Source organism: Micromonospora sp. L32, from assembly GCF_052068055.1.
GTDB lineage: Bacteria > Actinomycetota > Actinomycetes > Mycobacteriales > Micromonosporaceae > Micromonospora > Micromonospora purpureochromogenes.
Genome location: NZ_JBQHDD010000003.1, coordinates 507,012 through 529,048, shown reverse-complemented (window position 1 = coordinate 529,048; position 22,037 = coordinate 507,012). Strand labels below are relative to the sequence as shown.

At 69.5% G+C, this 22,037-nt stretch carries 21 protein-coding genes, 2 tRNA genes and 2 pseudogenes; 17 read left to right on the top strand and 8 right to left on the bottom strand.

Going from position 1 to position 22,037, the window contains the following annotated elements; all coding sequences use genetic code 11:
- Positions 1–11 precede the first annotated feature (11 nt).
- Together ACTMTB_RS11340 and ACTMTB_RS11335 are read left to right on the top strand one after the other, a co-directional pair.
- Entirely contained in the window at positions 12–746 is a 735-nt protein-coding gene (locus tag ACTMTB_RS11340) for a YcnI family copper-binding membrane protein (protein ID WP_441144780.1), read from the top strand.
- Between the two features lie 665 nt (positions 747–1,411).
- A pseudogene (locus ACTMTB_RS11335) lies at positions 1,412–1,816 on the top strand (hypothetical protein); the annotation flags it as partial.
- Positions 1,817–1,963: 147 nt separating this feature from the next.
- Here the strand turns inward: ACTMTB_RS11335 and ACTMTB_RS11330 are convergent.
- Positions 1,964–3,214: a glycosyltransferase family 87 protein gene (locus ACTMTB_RS11330; protein WP_441144778.1), complete on the bottom strand. Its 1,251-nt coding sequence runs from the start codon at positions 3,212–3,214 to the stop codon at positions 1,964–1,966.
- Positions 3,215–3,286: 72 nt separating this feature from the next.
- On the opposite strand from ACTMTB_RS11330, the gene orn reads away from it, so the two are divergent.
- Positions 3,287–3,877: an oligoribonuclease gene (gene orn, locus ACTMTB_RS11325; protein WP_441144776.1), complete on the top strand. Its 591-nt coding sequence runs from the start codon at positions 3,287–3,289 to the stop codon at positions 3,875–3,877.
- Between the two features lie 111 nt (positions 3,878–3,988).
- Positions 3,989–4,064: transfer RNA gene (locus ACTMTB_RS11320), tRNA-His, on the top strand.
- 50 nt (positions 4,065–4,114) lie between these two features.
- Here the strand turns inward: ACTMTB_RS11320 and ACTMTB_RS11315 are convergent.
- Positions 4,115–5,401, bottom strand: coding sequence for an Ig-like domain-containing protein (locus ACTMTB_RS11315; protein WP_441144774.1), 1,287 nt, complete (start codon positions 5,399–5,401; stop codon positions 4,115–4,117).
- 234 nt (positions 5,402–5,635) lie between these two features.
- Positions 5,636–6,895 (bottom strand): Ig-like domain-containing protein, encoded by a 1,260-nt coding sequence (locus tag ACTMTB_RS11310; RefSeq protein ID WP_441144772.1) that lies wholly within the window; start codon positions 6,893–6,895, stop codon positions 5,636–5,638.
- A 185-nt stretch (positions 6,896–7,080) separates the two neighbouring features.
- Between ACTMTB_RS11310 and ACTMTB_RS11305 the strand changes: the two genes are divergently transcribed.
- The 4 genes from ACTMTB_RS11305 to ACTMTB_RS11290 all read left to right on the top strand — a co-directional run bounded on the left by ACTMTB_RS11305 (position 7,081) and on the right by ACTMTB_RS11290 (position 10,186).
- Positions 7,081–7,153 (top strand) — tRNA-Lys (locus ACTMTB_RS11305).
- A 624-nt stretch (positions 7,154–7,777) separates the two neighbouring features.
- Positions 7,778–8,578: a MarR family transcriptional regulator gene (locus ACTMTB_RS11300; RefSeq protein ID WP_441144770.1), complete on the top strand. Its 801-nt coding sequence runs from the start codon at positions 7,778–7,780 to the stop codon at positions 8,576–8,578.
- 698 nt (positions 8,579–9,276) lie between these two features.
- Entirely contained in the window at positions 9,277–9,480 is a 204-nt protein-coding gene (cspE, locus tag ACTMTB_RS11295) for a transcription antiterminator/RNA stability regulator CspE (RefSeq protein WP_013283833.1), read from the top strand.
- Between the two features lie 424 nt (positions 9,481–9,904).
- A complete protein-coding gene (locus tag ACTMTB_RS11290; protein WP_441144766.1) occupies positions 9,905–10,186 on the top strand; it encodes a hypothetical protein in 282 nt (93 codons plus the stop codon).
- Positions 10,187–10,214: 28 nt separating this feature from the next.
- Here the strand turns inward: ACTMTB_RS11290 and ACTMTB_RS11285 are convergent, their stop codons facing one another.
- Together ACTMTB_RS11285 and ACTMTB_RS11280 are read right to left on the bottom strand one after the other, a co-directional pair.
- Positions 10,215–11,396 carry a low temperature requirement protein A gene (locus tag ACTMTB_RS11285; protein WP_441144764.1) on the bottom strand — a complete coding sequence of 394 codons (1,182 nt, stop codon included), beginning with the start codon at positions 11,394–11,396 and terminating at the stop codon, positions 10,215–10,217.
- 479 nt (positions 11,397–11,875) lie between these two features.
- Positions 11,876–12,442, bottom strand: a complete 567-nt coding sequence (locus ACTMTB_RS11280) for a helix-turn-helix domain-containing protein (RefSeq protein ID WP_441144762.1) — start codon at positions 12,440–12,442, stop codon at positions 11,876–11,878.
- Positions 12,443–12,489: 47 nt separating this feature from the next.
- Between ACTMTB_RS11280 and ACTMTB_RS11275 the strand changes: the two genes are divergently transcribed.
- Positions 12,490–13,281 (top strand): class I SAM-dependent methyltransferase, encoded by a 792-nt coding sequence (locus ACTMTB_RS11275; protein ID WP_441144760.1) that lies wholly within the window; start codon positions 12,490–12,492, stop codon positions 13,279–13,281.
- Between the two features lie 557 nt (positions 13,282–13,838).
- On the top strand, positions 13,839–14,066 hold the full coding sequence (locus ACTMTB_RS11270; RefSeq protein WP_441144758.1) for a hypothetical protein: 228 nt from the start codon (positions 13,839–13,841) through the stop codon (positions 14,064–14,066).
- 287 nt (positions 14,067–14,353) lie between these two features.
- On the opposite strand, the gene ACTMTB_RS11265 is transcribed toward ACTMTB_RS11270, so the two are convergent.
- Both ACTMTB_RS11265 and ACTMTB_RS11260 read right to left on the bottom strand, forming a co-directional pair.
- A complete protein-coding gene (locus ACTMTB_RS11265) occupies positions 14,354–14,929 on the bottom strand; it encodes a flavoprotein (protein WP_441144756.1) in 576 nt (191 codons plus the stop codon).
- Positions 14,926–16,269: a hypothetical protein gene (locus ACTMTB_RS11260; protein WP_441144754.1), complete on the bottom strand. Its 1,344-nt coding sequence runs from the start codon at positions 16,267–16,269 to the stop codon at positions 14,926–14,928. The genes ACTMTB_RS11265 and ACTMTB_RS11260 overlap by 4 nt, the downstream gene beginning before the upstream one ends.
- Positions 16,270–16,694: 425 nt before the next feature.
- On the opposite strand from ACTMTB_RS11260, the gene amcA (ACTMTB_RS11255) reads away from it, so the two are divergent.
- The 6 genes and pseudogenes from amcA (ACTMTB_RS11255) to ACTMTB_RS11230 form a co-directional block, all read left to right on the top strand.
- A complete protein-coding gene (gene amcA, locus ACTMTB_RS11255; RefSeq protein ID WP_441144752.1) occupies positions 16,695–16,859 on the top strand; it encodes a multiple cyclophane-containing RiPP AmcA in 165 nt (54 codons plus the stop codon).
- A complete protein-coding gene (locus ACTMTB_RS11250) occupies positions 16,856–17,188 on the top strand; it encodes a hypothetical protein (RefSeq protein WP_441144750.1) in 333 nt (110 codons plus the stop codon). The genes amcA (ACTMTB_RS11255) and ACTMTB_RS11250 overlap by 4 nt, the downstream gene beginning before the upstream one ends.
- Complete coding sequence (locus tag ACTMTB_RS11245) at positions 17,185–17,985, top strand: hypothetical protein (protein ID WP_441144748.1); 801 nt, start codon at positions 17,185–17,187, stop codon at positions 17,983–17,985. The genes ACTMTB_RS11250 and ACTMTB_RS11245 overlap by 4 nt, the downstream gene beginning before the upstream one ends.
- The gene (gene amcA / locus ACTMTB_RS11240) at positions 17,982–18,164 is read left to right on the top strand and encodes a multiple cyclophane-containing RiPP AmcA (RefSeq protein ID WP_441144746.1); all 183 of its coding nucleotides are present in this window, start codon (positions 17,982–17,984) and stop codon (positions 18,162–18,164) included. Before ACTMTB_RS11245 ends, amcA (ACTMTB_RS11240) begins: the two co-directional genes overlap by 4 nt.
- 73 nt (positions 18,165–18,237) lie before the next feature.
- On the top strand, positions 18,238–18,924 hold the full coding sequence (locus tag ACTMTB_RS11235; protein ID WP_441144744.1) for a pentapeptide repeat-containing protein: 687 nt from the start codon (positions 18,238–18,240) through the stop codon (positions 18,922–18,924).
- 286 nt (positions 18,925–19,210) lie between these two features.
- Positions 19,211–19,380, top strand: a pseudogene (locus tag ACTMTB_RS11230) (cyclophane-forming radical SAM peptide maturase AmcB); the annotation flags it as partial.
- Positions 19,381–19,411: 31 nt separating this feature from the next.
- Here the strand turns inward: ACTMTB_RS11230 and ACTMTB_RS11225 are convergent.
- Positions 19,412–20,485, bottom strand: a complete 1,074-nt coding sequence (locus ACTMTB_RS11225; RefSeq protein WP_441144742.1) for a uroporphyrinogen-III synthase — start codon at positions 20,483–20,485, stop codon at positions 19,412–19,414.
- Between the two features lie 263 nt (positions 20,486–20,748).
- On the opposite strand from ACTMTB_RS11225, the gene ACTMTB_RS11220 reads away from it, so the two are divergent.
- The gene (locus ACTMTB_RS11220; RefSeq protein ID WP_441144740.1) at positions 20,749–21,993 is read left to right on the top strand and encodes a CmpA/NrtA family ABC transporter substrate-binding protein; all 1,245 of its coding nucleotides are present in this window, start codon (positions 20,749–20,751) and stop codon (positions 21,991–21,993) included.
- Positions 21,994–22,037: the final 44 nt, after the last annotated feature.

Here is a 22,037-nt window from a genome sequence, read left to right as displayed (position 1 = left end):
CTCTCCCACAGATGATCCGTCTCCGGCGTCCCGCAACCGCCGCCGCTCTCGCGCTCGCCGCCGTCACCACGGCGGTGCTCGGCTTCGCCGGGCCCGCCTCGGCGCACGTCACCGTCAACCCCAGGGAGGCCGCGCAGGGTTCCTACGGCCGCTTCGCCTTCCGGGTGCCGAACGAGAGCGACACCGCCTCCACCACAAAGGTCGAGGTGGTGCTGCCGGAGAACGCGCCGGTCGGCTCGGTCTCCACCATGCCGGTGCCCGGCTGGACGGTGGCGGTGGAGAAGCGCAAGGTGGACCCGCCGATCGAGGTGCACGGCAGCCAGCTCACCGAGGCGGTGTCGAAGCTGACCTGGACGGCCACCGGCGACGCGGCGGTGAAGCCGGGCCAGTTCCAGGAGTTCCCGGTCTCGATGGGCCCGCTGCCGCAGGTCGACCGGATGGTCTTCAAGACCCTGCAGACGTACTCCGACGGCAACGTCGCGCGGTGGATCGAGGAGCCGACGCCCGGCGCCGAGGAGCCGGAGAACCCGGCGCCGGTGCTCACCCTGGCCCCGGCCTCGGCGTCGGCCTCGGCCACGCCGGGGGCGTCGCCGGCCGGGCAGGCCGCAACCGACGACGACGACGAGGACTCCGACGGGGCGGCGACCGGACTGGCCATCGCCGGTCTGGTGGCCGGGCTGGCCGGCCTGCTCCTCGGTGGACTGGCCTTCGCCCGGACCCGCCGAGAGGCGACGCCGAAGGCCTGACCCGCTCCGCCCGCCGGCCCGTCGGAGTCGCTCCGGCGGGCCGGCGGCTGTCCGTCCCGAGCGATATGCGCAGATCACGGCGGTCTCGTCGGTAAGGTCGGCCGGGTACCCGGTCACCGAAGGAGACGGAACGGATGCGGTTCGTGCGGTCGCTCGTCGGAATGCTGCTGTTGGTCGTCGGGATCCCCGCCCTGCTGGCGGGAGGCGGCCTCAGTCTGGTCGCCCGGCACGCGAGCACGGACGGCACCTTCAGCGCCCGCTTCGAACCGGTGCGCAGCGCGGGCCGCGCGGTGGTGGTGCAGGACGTCGACGCGCTGCTGCGCGCGGAGGCGCCGTTCACCCGGGTCGGCGAGGCGAGGCTGCGGCTGACGGCGCGTACCGCCGACGGGCCGGCCTTCGTCGGCTTGGCGCCCGCCGACGAGGTCCGCCGCTGGCTCGCCCCGGTCCCGCACGTCACGGTCGACCGGATCGCGCTGGCCCGCGGGCCGTTGCCGGTCCGGTTGACCGACGCCGGCGCCGCGCCCACCGCCGGGCCCGCCGGCGCGGTCCCGGCCGCTCCGCTCGACGCGCCCTTCTGGGTACGCGAGGGAATCGGCGCGGTCGAGTGGACCCCGGGTGAGCTGGCCGACCGCCGGTTGAGCCTGGTGGTGATGCGCCCCGATGGCGGCGCGGACCTCGCCCTGGACCTGCGGGCCGAGGTGCGGTCGGACTGGTTCCGCCCGGTGGCCTGGGGCGCGCTGGCCGGCGGGCTCCTGCTGATCGTGCTGGCGGTGCTGGTGCTGCTGCGCCCGGTACGCCCGCGCGAGGTGGTCTTCGTGGTCGAGCCGGACCAGGTTCCGGTGCTCGCCGGTCGGCTGGGCGTCAGCTCGCTCAGCGGCCTCGGCGCGGCGCCCGAGCCGGAGCGGCAGTTGGTGTCGGTCGGGGCACCCGAGCGGTCCCGGGCCGCCATCGGCGCGGTGCCGGCGCGCCGTCCGGCCACCCTCGCCGACCTGCCGCCGTGGCCGCCGGAGCGTCCCGAGGAGACGGCCGAACCGGTGCCCGGCAGCCCTCGGCCCGCCGGTACGGACTGACCCGCCACGGCGAACGGCCCGCCGCGCTGCCGACGCGGAGGGCCGTCCTCACCGGGGGATCGGTGCTACCCGACAGACGTCTGCGGTAGGTGTCGCCAGATTAGCGGCGAAAGTCGGCCACTGGAAGATCTGTCCATTTAGCGCAACTTATCTGTCGGTCGGCTCCGCCCGCCGGCGCACCGGGAGCGTCACCAGCAACAGCAGGGCCAGCAGCACGTAGGCGTTGCGCACCAGGAACTCCGCCGGGGTGTCGGTACGCGCCGGGGCCACGCCCCAGTCGAAGAAGGACACCACCCCGTAGATGATCACGAACGCCGTGCCGACCGCGAGCGCGAGCAGTCGACGGCGCCGCCGGGCCCCCGCCACGGTGTCCCGGTCCGCGCGCAGCGCCGCGTCCACCAGCACCACCACCGCCGGGATGAACCAGTAGATGTGGTGGGTCCAGGTGATCGGGCTGACCAGGCCGCCGACCAGCCCGGTGAGGGTCAGCCCGGCGAGTTCGTCACCGGCCCGGGCGGCGCGGGCCGCCCGCCACAGGCCGTACCCGGCGACGACCGCGACCAGGGCCAGCCAGAGCAGCTGGTTCGGTTTGGCCGGCGCGTCGATCCGGCTGAGCAGCCCGAACAACGACTGGTTGCCGGTGTAGTCGGTGCGTCCGACCCGGTTGGTGGCCCACAGCTCGTGCGTCCAGAAGCGCCAGGAGTCCCGGGGCGCGAACGCCGCGGCCAGCAGCGTCGCCGCCGCCGCGGTGACGCTGGCCACCACCGCCGCCCGCCACCGCCGGCTCACCAGCAGGTAGGCGATGAAGATGCCCGGGAAGAGCTTGAGCGCCGTCGCCAGCCCGACGCCCACCCCGGCCCAGCGCCGCCGCCGGGGTACGGCGAAGAGCAGGTCGGCCAGGATCAGCACCACCAGCAGCATGTTGATCTGCCCGAAGGTGATCGTCTCCCGGGTGCTCTCCACCGCGAACACCAGCAGCACCGCCACGATGAGGGTGAACGTCCGGGGCAGCCCGTGCCGTTCGATCACCGGGCGGACCAGCCACCGGGTGGTCACGATCACCCCGATCGCGGTCAGGACGGTGAAGACGGCGATCGTCACGCCCAGCGGGAGCATCGCGAACGGCCGCAGCAGCAGCGCGCTGAACGGTGGATAGGTGAAGTACAGCTCGCCCTGGACCCGGTCCGGCTGCACGTAGTCGTAGAGCGGGTGCCCGGACGACCACCAGTCCATCGCCCGCATGTAGATCTTCAGGTCGAAGAAGTCGTGCACCATGCCGGGCAGGTAGAGCGCCGGCAGCACGGCGGCCAGCGCCAGCACCGTGACGACCCGACGGACCGTCCGGCCCCCCTGGTCGTCGGAGTCGACGGCGGGTGGCGCGACCGGTTCTGCTGGCACGGGGAAACCCTAGCGGTCCGCTCCGCCGCCGGTGCCGAGGCGCGACACCTGGGCTGCGGCTAGTCTGTCCCGGTGGCTGACCTTCTCGTCTGGATCGACTGTGAGATGACCGGGCTGGATCTCGCCGGCGACGCGCTGATCGAGGTCGCCGCGCTCGTCACCGATCCCGACCTCAACGTGCTGGGCGAGGGGGTCGACGTGGTCATCCACGCCGACGAGGCGGCCCTGGCGGCGATGCCGGAGATCGTGGCCACGATGCACGGCAAGTCCGGGCTGACCGAGGAGGTGCGGCGCTCCACCGTCACCCTGGCCGAGGCCGAGGACATGGTGCTGGATTACGTCACCAGCCACGTCAAGGACCCGCGTACCGCCCCGCTGTGCGGCAACTCGATCGCCACCGACCGGGGTTTCATCGCCCGGGACATGCCCCGCCTCGACGCCCACCTGCACTACCGCATGATCGACGTGTCCTCGATCAAGGAGCTGACCCGGCGCTGGTACCCCCGGGTGTACTTCGGCCAGCCGCAGAAGGGCCTCGCCCACCGGGCGCTGGCCGACATCCGGGAGAGCATCCGCGAGCTGGAGTACTACCGGCGGACGATCTTCGTACCCCTGCCCGGACCGGACGTGGAGACCGCCAAGGGGATCGCCGCCCAGCTGTAGGCCGGGGAGTCGGCCCGCGCGGGCGGGCGGTGCGCAACCCGCTGGACGGAGGCGGCCCGGGTGTGGCTATTATTAGTCCGCACCGCCCGGGCGACCGGCGCGGAAGGCATGGTGGCTGTAGCTCAGTTGGCAGAGCACCGGGTTGTGGTCCCGGTTGTCGTGGGTTCAATTCCCATCAGTCACCCCAGACACGAAGGCCCCCTCCGCGAGGAGGGGGCCTTCGTCGTGTCCGGCCGGTCAGGGGGTGGGTTCCACGCTGGGAGCCTCGTCGCCGGGGGTGGCCTCCGGGCTCGGAGTGGCCGCCGGCTCCTCGTACGGCACGGCGCTGCCCTTGACGTAGTCGTCCCAGCTCATGTTCCAGTCGGTCCAGCCGTTGCCGTTCTGGAGCTTGCGCTCGGTGCCCTTGACCGTGATCGGGTCGCCGATGCGGGTGTTCTCGAAGAGCCACTTGCCGTCGGCCATCGAGACGTTCACGCAGCCGTGCGAGACGTTGACCCGGCCCTGCTTCCCCTCCGACCAGGGCGCGGCGTGGATGAACTCGCCGCCCCAGGTGAGCCGCTGGGCGTAGTCGATCTTCGTCCGGTACCCCTCCTCGGGGCCCAGCTCCGCCAGCGTGTCGAAGACCGTCTTGCGGAGCTTCTCGATCACCACCATGGTCCCGCTGGACGAGGGGGTGGTCTTCTTGCCGAGGCTGACCAGGATCGTCTTGACGACCTTGCCGTCCCTGGTGACGGTCATCCGCTTGGTCTTGTTGTCCACCTGCATCACCAGCGACGGGCCGATCTTGACGTCGACGGTCAGGTCGGAGCGGCCGTACCAGCCGTCGCCCATCGGCAGCCCGCCGGCCTGCACCCGGTACGACACGGTGGTGCCCGACTGCCAGAACTCCTTCGGGCGGTAGCGGACCTCGGTGGGGCTGGACCAGTGCCAGATCCCCGCCTGCGTCGGCGTCGTGGTGACGGTCATCCGACGCTGGACGTCGTCGCGGTAGTCCTCGGGGATGGCCCGGCCGAACCGGACGATCAGCGGCATGCCCACCCCGACCACCTGGTTGTCGCCGAGGAAGCTGGTGATCCGTACCTGCTTGTCGGGCTTGGCCATCACGGTGAAGGCGCTGGTCGCGGTGGCCGGCTTGCCGTCGTCACCGGTCGCCGTGACGGTGGCGGTGTACTTCTCGCCGTACTCCAGGGCGCCCGCGGGGAGCCAGCTCTTGCCGTCCGCGGCGAGCTCGCCCTCGACGGCCTTGCCGCTGGCGTCCGTGAGCTCGACGCTGGTCTCCTTGGCGTCCTTCGTGGTGAAGGTGATGCCGGTGGAGGCCGGGACGTCGGTCGCGTCGGCCTTGGGCTCGGTGATGGTGGCCGCGGCCTTCGGGGCGCTCTCGCCGCTGCCCTGCCAGCTCGACGGCTTGTCGTCGCCGGAGCCCGTGCAGGCGGAGGTGAGCGCCAGCGTCGCGGCGAGGAGCCCCGCCGCGAGTGCGCGGCGCCGCCCGGCGTGCCGGGTCAGCCGGTGGTGGGTAGCTCGCATGATTCCCTCACAGTCGTGGTCCCCGATGCCCCATCCTCTCCCACTGACGCGAGAGAGCGCCGGTCGGTTGCCGGCCGTGAACAGAAACACGCCGATGGGGGAGTGCGAATAGCGGTAAAATGCGGGGCTTTCGCGAGGGATGCTCGGTTCCTCTGGCCCCACGCGCCAGTGACCGGCGCGGGCCGGGCCCGCTCCGGTCGGGCCGGCGTGACCGCCGACCCGACCGGGTGGGTGTCACAGCAGCGGGCCGGAGCCGCCGTCCGGCACGGGCAGGGCGCTGCCCTTGACGAACTCCGACCAGCTCAGGCTCCAGGCCGTCCAGCCGTTGCCGGGGGCGACGCGGCGCTCGGTGCCCTTGATGGTGATCGGGTCGCCGATCTTCGTCTGCTCGAAGAGCCAGCGGCCCATCGCCATCGAGACGTTGACGCAGCCGTGCGAGACGTTCTGCCGACCCTGCACCCCCTCGGACCAGGGCGCCGCGTGGATGTACTCGCCACCCCAGGTCAACCGCTGGGCGAAGTCGATGTCGGTGCGGTACCGGTTGTCCGGGTCGGGGTCGTCCATGGTGTCGAAGACCGTCTTCTCCTTCTTCTCCATCACCACGAGGGTGCCGCTGGAGGAGGGAGTGCTCTTCTTGCCCAGGCTGACCGGCAGGGTGCGGACCACCTCGCCGTCCTGGTACACGGTCATCTTCTTGGTGTTGTTGTCGACCTTCATCACGAAGGATCGGCCGATCTTGGCGGTCGCCGTACGGTCGACGTTGCCGTAGCGGCCGTTGCTCAACGGCATGCCGGCCAGCGCGATCCGGACGTCGAGGGTGGTGCCCGGCTTCCAGTACTCCGGAGCCCGGTAGTAGGCCTGGGTGCCGTTGTAGACCCAGTGCCAGGCGCCCGGCTGCGGCGGGTCGGTCTTGACGAACATCCGCTTCTGCACCGCCGCCCGGTCCTTCTTCGGGATGCCCGGGTGGAACTCGACGACCACCGGCATGCCCACGCCGTACGTCTTGTCGTCGAAGAGGTAGAGGCCGGAGCTGATCATCGACTTCGGCTTGGTCATGGTGGTGAAGGTGCTGGTGCCCTGCCGGGGCTCGCCGCCGGTGCCGGTGCCGGTCACCGTGGCGGTGTACTCGGTGCCGTACTTCAGCGGGGCCGACGGCACCCAGGAGGAACCGTCCAGCCGCATCCTGCCCGCGACCTGCTTGCCGTCGGCGGAGGCGAGGGTGACCGAGGACACCGTGCCGCCGCCCGGCAGCTTCGCGCTGATCTCGGTGCTCACCGGCTTGTTCTTCGCCCCGTCGGCCGGGCTCACCGTCAGGCTCTGGGCCGGCGCGGAGGTCTCGGCCTCCTGCGAGGCCGCGGGTGCGCCCGTACCCGGAGCCGCGGCGCCGACGAACTCGGCGGCCTTCTTCTGGTCGTCTCCGCACCCGGTCAGTGCCAACGACGTCACCAGGGCCAGGGCACCCACCATCGCCCCGGCCCGCGTGAACCTGCCCATTCCCACCTCAGTTCTCGCGTGCCTGGCGACATGGTGCCGTATCGACGCCGCCGTCCTGGTCCCGCCAAGCGGTCCGCCGAGCGATTTCGTGGCCTTTGCCCGTTAAGCTCGGCCGAACAGGTGAGCCGGGTATCGGATTGGAACCGGGCTCAGGGACCTGCTAATGTTCTCTCCGTTGCCAACGAGCGCCGCTAGCTCAACTGGCAGAGCAGCGGACTCTTAATCCGCGGGTTCGGGGTTCGAGTCCCTGGCGGCGCACAGGTGATCAAGGCTCTGGCCTGGTGGTTCTCCACCAGGCCGGAGCCTTTTTCGTGTCCGTGGCGATGGCTGGGTGCTCGGTGGGTGATCGGGAGCGGTGGGACCGTTCCGGCCGGCGGTGGACGCGGTGCGGTGGTCATGGACGCGTGCTCTGATGTGGCCGCAGTCCGCCGTGTGGTTCTCGCCGGGCGGGCTACCGTAGCGCGTCGATGGCGCGGGACTGCTGGTGTCACCCTCGGTGACGACCGTGATGATGGCTCCGATGCGGCGGTGAGCTTCCACCGGGCCGGCGAGGCCGCTGTATGGCGGGTGTTGCGAGGCGGGCAGTCTGGCCTAAAAGATCAACTCGCCGCGGTCCGGTCTGCCTCCATCGTTGTTTTTGCCCTCAGCTCTTCGGCCGGTTCTCTGAACAGTGATCTCCAAAATCGGCCCCAAAACCCCGGTTTGGAGACGAGGGGTGCTTGCGGAGCCCGCCAGTGCTTCGTCCGATGCCCCGGAAGAGGCTCGTCCTCGGCCTCGGTGATCTCGGTTGCGCTGCCCCGAGGCGGTTCCTCTGACCACCCTCCGTTACCGGTCGGCGAAACCGGCTGTCCAGCTGTCGGTGTCTGGAGGGATCATCACAGGATGGGTGACGACGCGGCCGTGCTGCGGTTGTCGCCGCGGCGGTGGCGGATCTTGTCGTTCCTGGCGCAGCACGCTCTGGCGTCGACGATGGATCTGGCCCTGGTCTGTGACGTGTCGCGGCTGACGGCTCACCGGGACCTGGTCTGGTTGCACGAGGCGGGGCTGGTGAGCCGGCAGCGCTCGGAGGAGGACCGTACCCACACCTGGTGGTACAAGGCGACCGCCGAGGGGACCGAGCGGCTCCGCCGTGATTTGGCGGCCTCGGGGCGGCCGGTGCCTCTGCAACTGGGCCGGCGGCATCCGAGCGCGTCGGACGATCTGCTGTTCCTGCCGCTGGTCGAGGTGTCGCGGCGGAATCCGGGGCGGTGTGGGCTGTTCCAGTGGCTGGCGACGATGGACGCCTCGGCGTGGCTGCGCCCGCACGATCTGGCGTACCTGCGCGCCGACGGCTATGGCGTCTGGCTTGAGGATGGACGGTGCCTACGGTTCCTGGTGCACGTCGACCGTGGCCCGGTAGGTGAGGTAGTCGCCGAACACGAGAAGCGGACGTACGGGCTGGGCGGGCTGCTGGCCGGCTACCGGCGTACCGATCCGGTGGTGCCGGTCGGGGCCGTGTTGGTCGTCGCCGAGGACGCCGAACGAGAGGAGCAGTTGCTGGCCGGCCTGGTCCGCGAGCCGCTGCGGGCGCTCATCGCCACGACCAACAGGAACATGTTGTATCGGCACTGGCCGAATGAGCAGCTTTGGCGGGTACCGGGCGAGGACGAGCACCGCAGCCGACTGATCGAGATCGCCGGCTGAAATAGGAGGACGTTCCGACGCCGACAAGCATGAGTCGATCCGAGGAGACTCGGAGTGGCGTCAGGTGGCGGCGACTCGTCGGACGCACTCGTCTGCCGATGTGCGCGCACCTGACCTTGCTTCAAGGCGCCCCTCCGATGTCAGGCGATCGCGCGGGTGCGGCCGCCCCGCACGGCCACCAGCGTCGGCACGACGCGAACCACACCAAGGTTCTCCACCGAAACCACTGGGCGAGCCGGCCGATCCGCCTACCTGACCCCGTCCCGCCTCAGAGCGAGACAGCGCTTCCGCAGGTGCCCACGCCGAGCCCGTGTGGACGGACATCGTGGCCGCTCGGCCTGACGGCGCCCGACCAGAATTCACGCCACACCGGGCGCGACCTGCCGATTCTCGGTGTCGCTGCTACTTTTTCAGTCTTGCAACCAGCCCATCGTGAAACCGGTCAACGTGCCGTCGACGCGGCGTGGCAAGCAGAGGAGTGACCAGGTCCACTCACCGCCATGGGATCGACGACAGATCATGTGCTACGGTAACCGAGTTGCAGTTTTGATTTCCGTAGACGTTTTCCGGCGCCTGATGGGGCATCTGAAACCCATCCAGGCGCTTTTCGTTTTTCGTGTCGTTTCGACGCGGGTGATCAACGCGGCGGCGTAAGGGTCCGCAGAGTGCGGTCTCTAACAGCCTGCGAAGGAGCAGACATGACTACAGGTACCGTGAAGTGGTTCAACGCCGACAAGGGCTTCGGCTTCATCAGCCCGGACGACGGCGGCGCCGACGTCTTCGCCCACTTCTCTGCAATCTCGGCGAGCGGCTTCCGCAGCCTCGACGAGAATCAGAAGGTGGAGTTCGACATCACCCAGGGCCAGAAGGGCCCGCAGGCGGAGAACATCCGCCCGCTTTGATCCACACTGCGAACGGCGGCCCGACTGGTTCAGCGGGCCGCCGTTCGGCGTTTCATGCGCTCACCACGGCATCGCGAAAATCGTCTGATCGGCAGAAGGCCGGCCATCTCGGTGTGGAGCCAGCTCAGCATTGCCCCCGTGTTCTCTTCTTCGGATCGATTCGGACCTCGGGCGCTAGTATGCCCAGGCCGACTGTCAGCTCGCCCAAGGCGCGCCTTCGGCTCATGAACCAGACAGACACAGACGTCGACCCTTATCGCTGACGAGCCGAATTCCGCATCGCCGTCGTCCTGACGGTCGAGGCACGTACGGTCGCGGTCCAAGTGGAGCACACCATGGTCGGACTCAACGCCTCGCCTCCTGATGACTGTCAGACAGCCGGGACCCGGGGTGCGCGGCGTTACATCCTGAAGGGTTGATGACTATGACGACGACCTACTCGGGTCCTGCGAGGCTGATCCTGGTCGACGGCGCATGCATATCCGGCATGGCTTCCCTCAGTACCAACCATCGCGGAGGACTCAACGGCTGGGGCGGCACGTTCCGTCCGGACGAGATCACGACAGACCTTCGCAACGCCGTCGAAGGGCTGCAATTGGAACTGCCCTACGATCGGATGGGGACAGTCGCCGTCACCGGCATACGCAAGCTACTCGCCACGCAGGTGTTGATGTCGTTGGCAGGCCGCGGACCCGCACCATTCTGATCGTGCGCCGCACGGCCGCCACTTCCGGCTAGCCGGGTGGTGACGGCGGCTCGGGCGGGCGTCCGCGGGCGCGGGCTGCGTCGGATATGGCGATCCCGGTCAGGACGAGGGCAGCAGCGGCGGCGACCACGACTGGCGGCAGGGGGAGCATCGCCGGCGTCAGGGCGGCCAGCGCAAGGACGCCGATCGGTCGGGACCGGGACACGCGGCCGAATACCGCGTGCTCGAAGCGGGCGCGCCCGGCCAGGTACAGCGCGGGTCCGCCGAGGATGACGGCGATCCAGGCCGGCGGGGTGTGCCCGAGTGGATGGGCGATGACAAGTTCGTCGCCGACGGCTACAGCGACCACGCCGGCCACCATGGCCAGGTGGGCGTATGACGCCGATCCGGCGAGGCGGACCGGGTCGGCAGACACGGCAATCGCTTCCGCCAGGACTTGTCCAGCGCGGTATATGTAGATCCGCCACAGCAGCACGGTGGTCGCGATCGACACTGCGAACGCGGCGGCCCCGTCCGGCGTGAAGCCGCTGGTGCTCAGCGCCAGTCCGGTAACCAGGATCAGCTCGCCGAGCGCGATGATGAAGAACTGCCGGTAGCGCTCGGACAGGTGCTCGCCCGAGATCACGAGGTCTTGGCTGGGCGTTCGGCCCGCCCCCGGGGTGGGGAAGCCGATTCTGCCTGCCGTGTGGTCAAGGACCACCGCGAGTGCCCACAACGCGCCACGCGCCGTACCGTGCATGAGCGCCCCCGCGATCCACGGCAGCGCCGACAGGCCGTACCAGAACAGCCCGCGCATGGCGTGGCGCTGCAGTTGGTGGTTACGCAGAACGGCCACGAGGACGAGCCCGCGGCCGAGCTGGATGGCGACGTAGGCGCCCGCGAAGATCAGGCCCGTGTCGCCGAATGCCTCGGGCACCGCGGCCGCCATCACCAGGCTGCCGACCATGGTCGCGATGACCAGCGCCTGGAATACCGGTCGTTGCGGGTCCGTCCGGTCGGTTAGCCACGCGGTGCTGGACCAGACCCACCACATGGCCCCCAACAGCACCAGCGTCCGGAAGGCACCGCTCCACCCGAGATCCTCGGCCAGGCCGCGCGAGAGCTGAGCGAGCGCGAGGACAAACACCAGGTCGAAGAAGAGTTCCAGGAACGTAGCCCGCTGTGGATCCCCGGCTTTCCGCACCAGCCCGGCCGCCCTGCTCGTCGTCATCGGCTCGCCCGTTCTGCCAGCTCTGCTCCAGGTTTGGGAGCATTCTGACATGCGGCAGCGGCGGTGACCGCGGACGTGCTGCCGTGGACTGGATCGAGCGACCCGCGTTACACGGACGGGCGACGGTCGAGGCCGGTGAGTTCCTTCCATCCGTCGCCGCTGGATCGGATTAGCTCGTCGACCTTGGCCAAGCGTCGGGCCGGTGCTACAGAGGGCGGAGTGTCACCCAGGTCCTGATACCGATATGTCACGCAGGTCCTCAAACCGGACAGCCGGCTGCCGGCAAATGTCGGGCTTCACTTGATGCGTGACGCATTGGTTCCACTTGACGCGTTACGGGTTTCCGCGCGATGGGCTGCGGCTGTTACATGGAGTTACTACTCAGCCGGACGCCGGGCGGACTCGACGGCCCGTTAGAGGCGCGCGGTCAGCGGCAGAAGCGGATACCCGCAATCGTCGGACTTAAGCCAATGCTCCGGTCAGCGCGCCGGGCCGAGGTGGGTGCGCTCGCCGTCGTGGTCGAGGATGCACAGCACCTCGGCCGGTCCGCGGTCCGCGCCGAACGCGTGCGGCACCATCGTGGAGAACTCGGCAGCCTCGCCCGCCTCGACCCGGATGGTCCGCTCGCCGAGTTGCAACACCACGGTCCCGGAGAGCACGGTGAACCAGTCGCGCCCCGGGTGCACCCGCAGATCCGCCGGGATCGGCCGGGTGATCCGCAGCTTGGCGACCGTCATCCGGGGCGCGGCGTCGCCCTGGGACAGCAGCCACGTGGTGATGCCCCGCTCCGGCTCGTGGTGTGGCCGGATCACCACGTCGTCGTCCCCGCCCGCCTCGACCAGCTGGTCCAGCGTGATGCCCAGCGCCCGGGCGATCGGGGTGAGCTGGTCGAGCGCGATGCGCCGGTGGCCGGTCTCGATTCGGCTCAGCGTGGACGGGCTCAGATAGCTGCGCGCCGCCAGCTCGTCCAGCGACCACCCGCGGGCCGTCCGCAATCCGCGGATGCGCTGCCGGACGAGGGCGTCCAGATCTCCGTCTTGCTTCATACGCAAGACCTTATGCCAACGGCGCATGATCGGCGTACGGTCGGCGCATGGCACACACGCACCTGGGCGAGATGCTCGAACTCGACGCCGCCGTCCTGCACGAGTATTACGCGGAACTGATCGGCTGGGTCGGCGCACAGCTGCCGGACCGGCCGCACATCGTCGACCTCGGCGCGGGCACGGGCGTCGGCAGCCGATCGCTGGCCCGCCACCTGCCCGCCGCCCGGATCACCGCCGTCGATGTCGACGAGGAGATGCTCGCGCACCTGCGGCACAAGGCGGACGAGGAGGGCCTGGGGGACCGGATCCGGACCGTAGGCGCGGATCTGGACCAGCCCTGGCCGCAGCTCGAGCCGGCCGACCTGATCTGGGCATCCGCGTCCCTGCACCACATCGGTGACCCGGACAGGGCGCTGGCCCGGGCGTACGAGCTGACCCGCCCCGGCGGCCTGTTCGCCGTGGTCGAACTCGACTCGTTCCCGCGCTTCCTGGACGACCCGGCCGGCGCCGCGCTGGAGGAGCGGTGCCAGGCCCTGCTCGCCGCCAAGCGCCTCGAACACGGCCTGCACATGGGCGAGGCGTGGGGCGAGCGGCTGGCCGGCGCGGGCTACACCGTCGAGGCGGAGCGCCACTTCGACCTCGTCCTTCGGCCGCCGCTGCCCGCCGCGACCGGCCGCTACGCGGAGATCTCGCTGGGCCGCATCCGCCACGGCCTGGAGGACCGCCTCCCGGCCGAGGACCTGGCCGCCCTGGAGCAGCTGGCCGCCGACCTTCCGCACCGCACCGACTTCACGGTGCGCACGGAGCGTACGGTCTGGCTGGCCCGTCGCCCCACCTAGCTAGGCCGCCTACGGGGGGTCTGATCGTTGCCTGGGGGTCAAGGAGTTCCTGACCCCCGTACGACCCCAACGGCAATGCAAAAGCGGCACGGGGAGCAAGACCAGCACGGGGCTCCGCAGCAGGTCACACACGATGGCCGCCACCGAGCGAGGGTCCTCTTAATCCGCGGGTTCGGGGTTCGAGTCCCTGGCGGCGCACCAACGAGCAAGGCCCTGACCTGGTGGTTCACACCGGGTCGGGGCCTTTTTCGGGTACGTCGGTGGTGGGTGGGTCGCTCTGTGGGTGCTCCGGAGCCGTCGGACCGGGTCGACGCCGGTTGGACGCGGCGGGTGTTCGGGGACGCCGTTCGGTGGCGGCCAGGTATGGGGTGGCCGGGTGGACGGGGTCGCGGCTGTCGGTGGTTTCCGGGTGGCCTAGCGTTGGGGGCGGGCCGATCTTGCTTGAACGCGTTATGCCGGTTCTGTGGCTTCCGTAGTCGGCTCTTCGGTTAGCGCATGGGACTGGTCCGAGCCCGTGGGACCTAGACTCCTGCTGGCGCGGCAACGGGAGGCCACCCATGATCGAGAAGATTCTGCGGGCGCTCAGTGGCGCCGCGTCTGACCGCACCGGCAGCAATACTCGGACGCTCTACCACTGGCGCTGCTCGTGCGGCGCCCAATCTCGCGGTCCCGGCGGTTGGCTCATTTCCCTGGACGCGGAGTACGCCGCCCAGCGGCACCAGTGGAACAAGGGCGTCGAACACCAGATGCCGGAGGTCTACTCGACCGAAGAGGAAGTCCCGTAGAGCGTCCCATAGGGGCTCGCTTATTTTGATCGACTTTAGAACTCGTGCGGAACGAGAGCCGGCGTTCATCGCGCTCGCTTTGGGACGTCGAGGGGGCACACCCCCGGTTTCAAAGTCGTCGTAGTAAACGGCGTCGAGGCGGGTCAGCGGGTGGCCGAGGAGCGCCGTGACCTGCCGGGCGAGGGTGAATTTGCCGCTGCCGCCGCAGTCAATGACAGCGATCCGGTTCATCTCTTCGCGGGCAGCTGGATGGGTGCGGCGTGACACGGTGGCTGACTCGATCGAGGTCAGGGGTGGCCGGGAACGGCCGATCGAGCTTCCTTGGCAAGCTGGGCTGCTGTCTCGAACGCCACCGCCCAGGGAAAGACTTTCTGCCGCTCGTTGCCGCCGCCGGGCTGGTGCGGATCCCATCCGTCCTCGGAGCCCAGCAGGACGCGTATCCGCTCGTCGCGTAGGGCCGCCACCGCGCGTTGAAAGGGCGCCCGTGCGGCGAGGGCGGCGTTGACGAAGGGGACGATGACGGTCGGTACCTGCCGTCCGATGAGTTCGGCGACGGAGGTCATGGCGTAGTTGTCGGCCAGGCCGAGGGCGATCTTGCTGATCGAGTTGTAGGTGGCGGGCGCGACGACCAGCGCGTCGGCGGGAGGAAGCGACCGGCGAGCGCCGGGTGATGACTGGTAGCTGGACCGGATGGGACTGCCCGTTGCTGCCTCGATCGCGGTCGGATCGATGAAATCCAGGGCGCTGGGGGTCGCGGTGACGGCCACCGTCCAGCCACGTGCGCCCGCGACCTGGGCCAGTTGGAGTACGTCGGTGGCGGGCCCGGCGCCGCAGACGACGACTTGGAGGTGACCGGCGGTCACAACCGGATCCCGGCGTCGTGGGCGAAGCCGACAGCGGCAGTGCGGACGAAGCCGTTGGCGAGCATGGCGAGGTCGCTAGCGGTGCGCTGGACCGCTGGTCGGCAGCGGATCTCTTCCGGTGCCACCTCGTACGCGGTGCGCAGCGCGCTGAGGCCGTGCTCGTAGCGGCCCCACTGGGTGTAGGCGCGTGCCACGTCAACGAACAGGGACGCCTTGCGCTCAGCCAGCGTCACTTTCTCAAGCGGCACCTTGCGGGCGATCGCGATGGCCGTTCCGGCGTCGCCGAGGGTCAGCGAGATGTTGACCCGGTGCAGCAGGACGTTGGTGGCGCCGAAGCCGGTCCACCGGTCGTTGCCGTCGTAGCCGAGGCGGGTTGCAGCGCGGGTTGCCTCATCGAGCATCGCGTGTGCGGTGTCCCGGTCGTCTCGGCGGGCGGCGGCGATGGCCCCTCGAAGGACGAGGGCGCCGTAGACGGCCACCGCATCGGTCGACGCGAGGCGGGTGTCCCGGTCGAGCGAGTCGGCAGCATTCCCAGCGAGGGTCACCGCCTGGGCGTCGTGGCCGTTGCCCATGAGCGCATGGGTCATGATCCGGGCGCTCGCGGCGATCGCCACCGGGTCCTGGCTCATGGCAGCGGCCCTGGTGCTTCTCTCGGCCGTTACCAGGGCCATCCCGGGATCGCCCACCTTCAGCAGGACGCTGCCAACGACGTGGTACAGGTCGGCGGCCAGGACCTCGACCCGTGGCCGCTGATCGCCCTCCGCGCCGGACTTCACCGGCTCGAGGGACGGCAGCAGCGTCACAAGCCGGTCGAGTACGCGCTCGTACCGGCAGGCCTGATAGTCGACCTTGGCGGAGGCGACGGACCGGGAGAACTGCGGGAAGGAGAGAGCCGCACCGTCCGAGTGCGCGGGCGAGAAGAACGCGTCGAGCAGCGGAGCGACGTTGGGCGCGGCAGCGACGCCGATCGCCGCCCCGCGTAGAAGGTCTCTCCGTCTCACGTCACCCCCCGAGCCCGAGCCCGAGTCACCGTCTCCGTCATCGCCAGTATCCGCATGCGCGCCGGCATCCGGCCGCGCAGCACCCACAGCTGCACCGCTGGTGCCAACCGCACGCAGCGCCTCGAAGCGTTCCCGTACCTCAGGTGTGGCTCGGGCCAGCACGGTGTCCAGCGCGGCTTGCATGTCCGCGCGGGGGAGCACCTTGTCGCCCTGGCTGCTCCACTTGGCCACGGTCCGCCGCGCCGCGCCGAGGTGCTCGGCGAAGGCGGTCACGCTCATCCGCAACGCATTCCGGAGCGCGTTCGCGTCCTGGCCGGTCCAGGTCGTCACCGTAGCCATCGCACGTCCTTCCGGAACGGACAGTCATCGGTGGAGGTGATGGTAGCCGCACGTGGGGTGACGGCAGGTGCACTGCGGGTGCACCGGCGAGACATTCCGTCCGGCCACCGCCCAAGCCAGCCTGGATGTGCCGACGCGCCGGCCCACAGCGGTGCGCCGGTGGGCCAGCGGCAACCTCACGGCAGGGAAATCAAGATGGACGTGCCGATCGGCGACAGGTCGGAACGCGACCCGACGCACCGGCAAGTGCTCGCGCCGGGCACTCCGTCGACCGCACGGGTGACTCCCCGTTCGCGTACCGCCAGCAGGGCTGCGTGGGCGGGTGACCGGCGGTCTGCTCCCAGCCGCCGGCCGACGGCGGTGGGCTTGCCGGGATCCCGGCAAGCCCACCGCACACAGAGGCCAGCGCCGGCCGGGGGCCGGCTATGACGGTGTACGTGTCGCGGTACGCCGCGACCGGTGAGCTGGCGCCAGACCGCGCAGCGGGGGTTCCGACCTTGACACGGCCGAACCGGGCCGATCCGCCGCTGCTGACGCACGTCTGGCGGATCGTGTTCGAGCGGCAGGCGCGGGAGAGCGACCGTCGATGAACGGCGACGGCCCATCTGCCGCTGAGGCTGACCCGAAGATGCCGTCGGAGCATCTGCCGCTGCGTCCGCTCTGGCTATGCAGGGCCTGCGGGCAGCCCTGGCCGTGCGGACGGGCCAAGCTCGCTCTCCTGGCCAGCTACCAGGACAGCCGGCTCAACCTGCTGCTCTACCTGTCCGGCTGCCTACACGAGGCCATCGACGACCTGCACCGACTCAACCCGCGAACCACGGGCGACGTCAGGGACATGTTCGACAGATTCCTCGGCTGGCCGGCCCGGCACCGCAGCCGCCCGGCCGCCACCGAACCGCTGATACCGGAGGAGACATGACCGTCCGGGACATCGGCATCATCGCCACGACAGGACAGCTGGCCATTGTCGGGGCCTTCCACACTCTGTTCCTGCAGCCCACCAGCTTCTGCAACTTGAACTGCAGCTACTGCTACCTACCCGACCGGCGCTCCCGCCAGCTCATGTCCGTCCCGGTTGCGACCGCCTGCGCGCGCGTCGTCACACCCGAAACCATCGGCCACGCCGACGACCTCGTCGAGTTCTTCACCGCCCTGCCGGACTGCGAGTCGGTGGGCTTCAACATCGAGGAGCAGGAAGGCGCCGCCCGCACGCCGGTGCCGGAGGAAGCCGCGTACCGGTTCTGGAGCCGACTCGTCCGGCACCGGCTCGCCGGCGGTCCGCTCCGGATCCGCGACCTGGATCGCTTGGCCGACTACCTTGGCGCCACCCGCGCCGGTCTCACCGACCACGGCCCGTACGAACCGATCCCCACAGTCGCCCACGACGGTCAGGTGGTCCTGCTGTCACCGGAACTGCTCGGCATCACAAGCCCGCAGTACGCCGACTTCATTGCGGGCAACGTCCTTCGCGAGCCGATCGGCGGCATGCTCGCCCGCGCTCAAGAGCTGCGATACGTCAGCGAGTTCGTGACGGCGCTCAACGATTGTGCGGACCGCTGCACGTTCTACGACTTCTGCCGGAGCGCCCAGGCCGGCAACCGCTACTTCGAACACGGCACCTTCACCGCCCGGGAGACCGCTTACTGCCGCACGACCCGGCAAGCCCTGATCCGCGCCGCCGCGGATCACCTCACCCCTCAAGGAGGACCGTCATGACCAACGCCCTCGCCGCGCTTCTCGACGCCCCGCCGGACCGCCTCGCCCTCCTCGGCGTCGACCCGGAGCACGCGGTAGCGTCGATCGACGCGGCCAAGTTCGACAACCGCCCCACCTGGGACAACAAGGGGAAGTTTGACAGCCGCCCCGGCTGGGACAACTGGAACAAGAAGAAGTAGCCCGTCCGACCGGCGGCTCGAGTCGACGCGCGGGGTGGCATGCCCGCCCCGCGCCCGAACAGGTTGGAAAGACATGCGTACGACCACCGTGGGCGACGTGACGATCCTCCTGCCCGACCTCGACCCGGAAGACCTCGACCAGGTCACCGACCTACCCGACAGCGACCTCCGCGACGGCCTCGTGGAGAACGTCTCCTGGCGAGGTCAACAGATCGCCGACTGGAGCATCCGAGGCTGCCAGATCACCGGAGCGGATCTCGGTGAGATCACCTGGGAGGGCGGCGCACTCTACGGCTGCGAGATCGTCCGGACGGACCTGTCCGGGGCGGCCCTCACCGGCGTCAGCATCGAGCGGTGCTCGGTCACCGGCTCCCGATTCACCGGGAGCCGACTCATCGACGTTCGCCTGAAGGATGTCCTGTTCGACAACTGCCGGTTCGACTACGCCACCCTGAACCGCGTCAGCGCCGCCGGTTCGGTGGCCTTCACCGACTGCACCCTCGTCCAGGGCACCTGGTCGTCCTGCCGGCTCTCCGGTGTCGCATTGCGGTCGTGCGACCTGAGCGATTTGGAACTGGACTCCTGCCGTCTCGACGGTGCCGATCTGCGGGGCAGCCGGCTGCACGCCTTCGCGGCACCACTGGACAATTTGCAGGGCGTCGCCCTCACCGAGGACCAGCTTCCCGAGCTGACCCGGATGGCCGTCGATGCCCTGAGCATCGACGTCCGCGCCGATGCGGCGCGCGGCCACGACCGCTGACGCCGCTACCGGCTGCGGCTTTGATTGAGATAGCAGCCGCGAGACCGAGCGAGTGGTCCCCGTCGGTCGCAGACACCGTCCACGGCTCATGAGGCCGTCTACCTGGTCGGGAGCGCGGCTCCGTCCTCGAGGTAGACGCCGCCGCGTCCGATCGTGGTAATCGCCGCGGTGACCCGCCGAGCCAACCGGGGGATCAACGTCGCCGTCCGAGTCGAAGTCGTGAATGCCGCCTTCGCCAGCATGGTGGTGCGTGTCCGTGACGGGCAGCGTCGCGGGATGCGCACCGCTGGTATCTGCTCTTACCAGTGCTACCGGCCATCCGGCGATCGCCGGTAGCTTCCACACCCTGGTCATGCAGCCCCCACCAGCTTCTGCAACCTCGACTGCAGCTACTGCTACCTGCCCGACCGCAGGTCCCGCCGCCTCATGAGCAATGCGGTCGCGCAGGCGTGCGCCGTTCCAGATCTCGGCAATGGACGGACCGCGCTCAGTCCACGATGAGGCGGTAGCCCCGGCCGATGTCGGTGGCCACGAGCCAGCCGTATTCTCCGAGCTCCGCCCGCAGGCGCCATACGGCCTGGTCGGCGCCGAAGCTTCCGCCGCGGTGGGACATGGGTACGAACCGTTCGATGGTGCTGCGGGACAGCGTGTGACCCGGGTAGTCGGCGAGGGAGCGCATGACGGTCGCCGGCCGCGACCCGAGCCGGATAGTCGTACCGTTGACCAGCACGGCATTGCCCTGCACGGTGAAGCGATGACCGCGGGCATGGAACTGCCGGCGGCGCGCCACCAGGACCTCCACGAGGTGCCGGGCGAGTTCGTCGGAGCTGCCGTCGGCCGCCCAGGAGACCGGTATGTCCCGGGAGCGGAAGAACGAGGCCGACTCCGCGTGGGCGGTCGCGACCGCGACGTCCGTCGCCAGCGCACGCAGCAGCAGGTACCCGCGACCGGCCCGGGTCGTGAAGTCGACCAGCGCGCTCGCTCCGGCGGCGGTGGCGAACGTGACCGCGTGCACCTCGCGCTGGATGACCATCTGTGCGAGCCGGTTCAGCGGTGCCAGGCCGACTGGTCGAGCCGAGCCACGGGTCGGCACGACCATCACCTCGATGCCGTGCGTGCGGAGTCTGTCGACCGATCGCGCCGGCAGCGCGTCGTCGGTCGTCACCGCGACCCGGCGGCTCACCGGGTCGCGGCCGAGCAGCCAGGTCACCGCCTCGCCGAGGTCGCCGGTCGACGACACCCAGTCGTGGGTGAAGCCGGTCTCCACCAGTGAGGCGCTGACCGACTCGTTCATCGACAGGATGCTCGCGGAGCTGAGCCCGGACCGGAGCGGATCCGACAGTCCCCATGCTGCCGCCGCGGACAGCCACCGTGTCCATCCCGCCGCGGTGGTGGCGAGGACATGATCGACCGGAGCCTGGATGAGCCGCCGGGTGGCGATGCGCAATCTCGCGTCCCGGTAGCCGGGCACGGTACGCAACACCGGTAGGTCAACGATCACCGCCCCGTGCTGACGTAGCAGCGCCGCGACATGTTGCTGGCCGCTGTCGGTAACGACCACCGTATATCCTGTCAACGTCGGGCCAGCTCCGGTCGACGTCATGCGGGGAGTCTGGGGGCGGTGCGTTTCTGGTACGTTGCCGGCCGTACAGCAAGTGGTGAGCCGTTTCTCCCATCGAAGCTCTTCGTGGCATGATGTCTCCGACACATCCGCTCGTCGGATTCATTAACCGCGGCGCAACAAATGCCTTGTGCACCTCGCCTCACGTGGAGTTGATGGCTCGGCAATGCCCATGATTTCCGGCGACCCTACGGTCTCGGGCCATGACCACCTCCCTGAACCGCCGCGGCTTTCTTCGCCTTACCGGATCTGCTGCCGCCGTGGCGGCTGCCGGTAGCATCCTGACCGCGTGCGCTGTCGATGAAAACCCCGGCCAGGCCGCCGGCGCTGGCGGTAAGAACCTGCGCAAGGTCAAACTCGGATTCATCGCGCTCACCGACTGCGCGCCATTGATCGCGGCCAAGCAGCTCGGCTACTTCGCCGAGCGTGGCCTGGACGTCGAACTGATCAAGCAGGCATCGTGGCCGGCGACCCGGGACAACCTTCTGAGCGGCGAGATCGACGGCGGGCACGTCCTGTTCAGCATGCCGCTGTCGGTCGCGATGGGCATCGGCGGAAAGGCCGGCACGACCGACCTCAAGATCGCCATGGTGCTGAACAACAACGGCCAGGCCATCACGCTGAAGAAGGCGTACGCCGGTGCCGGTTACGGTGACCTCGGTGCGGCGAAGGAGCTCCTCGAGAAGGAGAAGCCCAAGCTGGCCATGACCTTCCCGGGCGGCACCCACGACACATGGCTGCGCTACTGGCTCAAGGCCACCAAGGCCGACACCTCCAACATCCAGGTCTCGGCGGTTCCGCCACCGCAGATGGTGTCCAACATGGCCGCCAACAACCAGGACGGGTACTGCGTGGGCGAGCCGTGGGGTGCGGTGGCGGTTCAGAAGGACATCGGGTTCACCCACATCACCACTCAGGACATCTGGCAGCACCACCCGGAGAAGGCGCTGGTGGTGGGTGCCAAGCTCACCAATGACCAGGACACGTTGGCCGACATCATGAAGGCCACGCTCAAGGCCGCCAGGTGGCTGGACGACCTCGCCAACCGCGACAAGCTGGCCGACATGCTGGCGCCGGTGGGCTACGTCAACGCGCCGGCCGCCAACATCAAGGGCCGACTGCTCGGCCAGTACGACCTCGGCGCCGGTCTCGGCACCAAGACCTACACCGGCGATCAGATGATGTTCTTCCGGGACGGCGAGACGTCGCTCCCGCGACGCTCCCATGTGTACTGGTTCCTTGCCCAGTACCAGCGCTTCGGCCTCGTCAAGGAAACTCCGGACTACGCCAAGCTCGCCGACGAACTCATCCTGCACGACCTTTATGCGAAGGTCGCCGCCGCCGAGGGCATCAAGATTCCGGACGACGACATGGCACCCTTCCACATCAAATTGGACAACATCATGTTTGACCCGAAGAACGTCGCGGACGAGGCCAGGCGGCCATGACCTCGGGCGACGCAACACCGAGCGCCGTCGCGCCGGCCGCGAAC

What these genes read in the sequence shown, in the direction of transcription:
- amcA (WP_441144752.1), top strand. Translation starts at nt 16,695, where the DNA reads ATGACGGTGTACGTGTCGCGGTACGCCGCGACCGGTGAGCTGGCGCCA.
- ACTMTB_RS11310 (WP_441144772.1), bottom strand. Translation starts at nt 6,895, where the DNA reads ATGGGCAGGTTCACGCGGGCCGGGGCGATGGTGGGTGCCCTGGCCCTG.
- ACTMTB_RS11280 (WP_441144762.1), bottom strand. Translation starts at nt 12,442, where the DNA reads ATGAAGCAAGACGGAGATCTGGACGCCCTCGTCCGGCAGCGCATCCGC.
- cspE (WP_013283833.1), top strand. Translation starts at nt 9,277, where the DNA reads ATGACTACAGGTACCGTGAAGTGGTTCAACGCCGACAAGGGCTTCGGC.
- ACTMTB_RS11235 (WP_441144744.1), top strand. Translation starts at nt 18,238, where the DNA reads ATGCGTACGACCACCGTGGGCGACGTGACGATCCTCCTGCCCGACCTC.
- ACTMTB_RS11245 (WP_441144748.1), top strand. Translation starts at nt 17,185, where the DNA reads ATGACCGTCCGGGACATCGGCATCATCGCCACGACAGGACAGCTGGCC.
- ACTMTB_RS11315 (WP_441144774.1), bottom strand. Translation starts at nt 5,401, where the DNA reads ATGCGAGCTACCCACCACCGGCTGACCCGGCACGCCGGGCGGCGCCGC.
- ACTMTB_RS11340 (WP_441144780.1), top strand. Translation starts at nt 12, where the DNA reads ATGATCCGTCTCCGGCGTCCCGCAACCGCCGCCGCTCTCGCGCTCGCC.
- ACTMTB_RS11285 (WP_441144764.1), bottom strand. Translation starts at nt 11,396, where the DNA reads ATGACGACGAGCAGGGCGGCCGGGCTGGTGCGGAAAGCCGGGGATCCA.
- ACTMTB_RS11250 (WP_441144750.1), top strand. Translation starts at nt 16,856, where the DNA reads ATGAACGGCGACGGCCCATCTGCCGCTGAGGCTGACCCGAAGATGCCG.
- ACTMTB_RS11270 (WP_441144758.1), top strand. Translation starts at nt 13,839, where the DNA reads ATGATCGAGAAGATTCTGCGGGCGCTCAGTGGCGCCGCGTCTGACCGC.
- ACTMTB_RS11260 (WP_441144754.1), bottom strand. Translation starts at nt 16,269, where the DNA reads ATGGCTACGGTGACGACCTGGACCGGCCAGGACGCGAACGCGCTCCGG.
- ACTMTB_RS11300 (WP_441144770.1), top strand. Translation starts at nt 7,778, where the DNA reads ATGGGTGACGACGCGGCCGTGCTGCGGTTGTCGCCGCGGCGGTGGCGG.
- ACTMTB_RS11290 (WP_441144766.1), top strand. Translation starts at nt 9,905, where the DNA reads ATGACGACGACCTACTCGGGTCCTGCGAGGCTGATCCTGGTCGACGGC.
- amcA (WP_441144746.1), top strand. Translation starts at nt 17,982, where the DNA reads ATGACCAACGCCCTCGCCGCGCTTCTCGACGCCCCGCCGGACCGCCTC.
- ACTMTB_RS11220 (WP_441144740.1), top strand. Translation starts at nt 20,749, where the DNA reads ATGACCACCTCCCTGAACCGCCGCGGCTTTCTTCGCCTTACCGGATCT.
- ACTMTB_RS11275 (WP_441144760.1), top strand. Translation starts at nt 12,490, where the DNA reads ATGGCACACACGCACCTGGGCGAGATGCTCGAACTCGACGCCGCCGTC.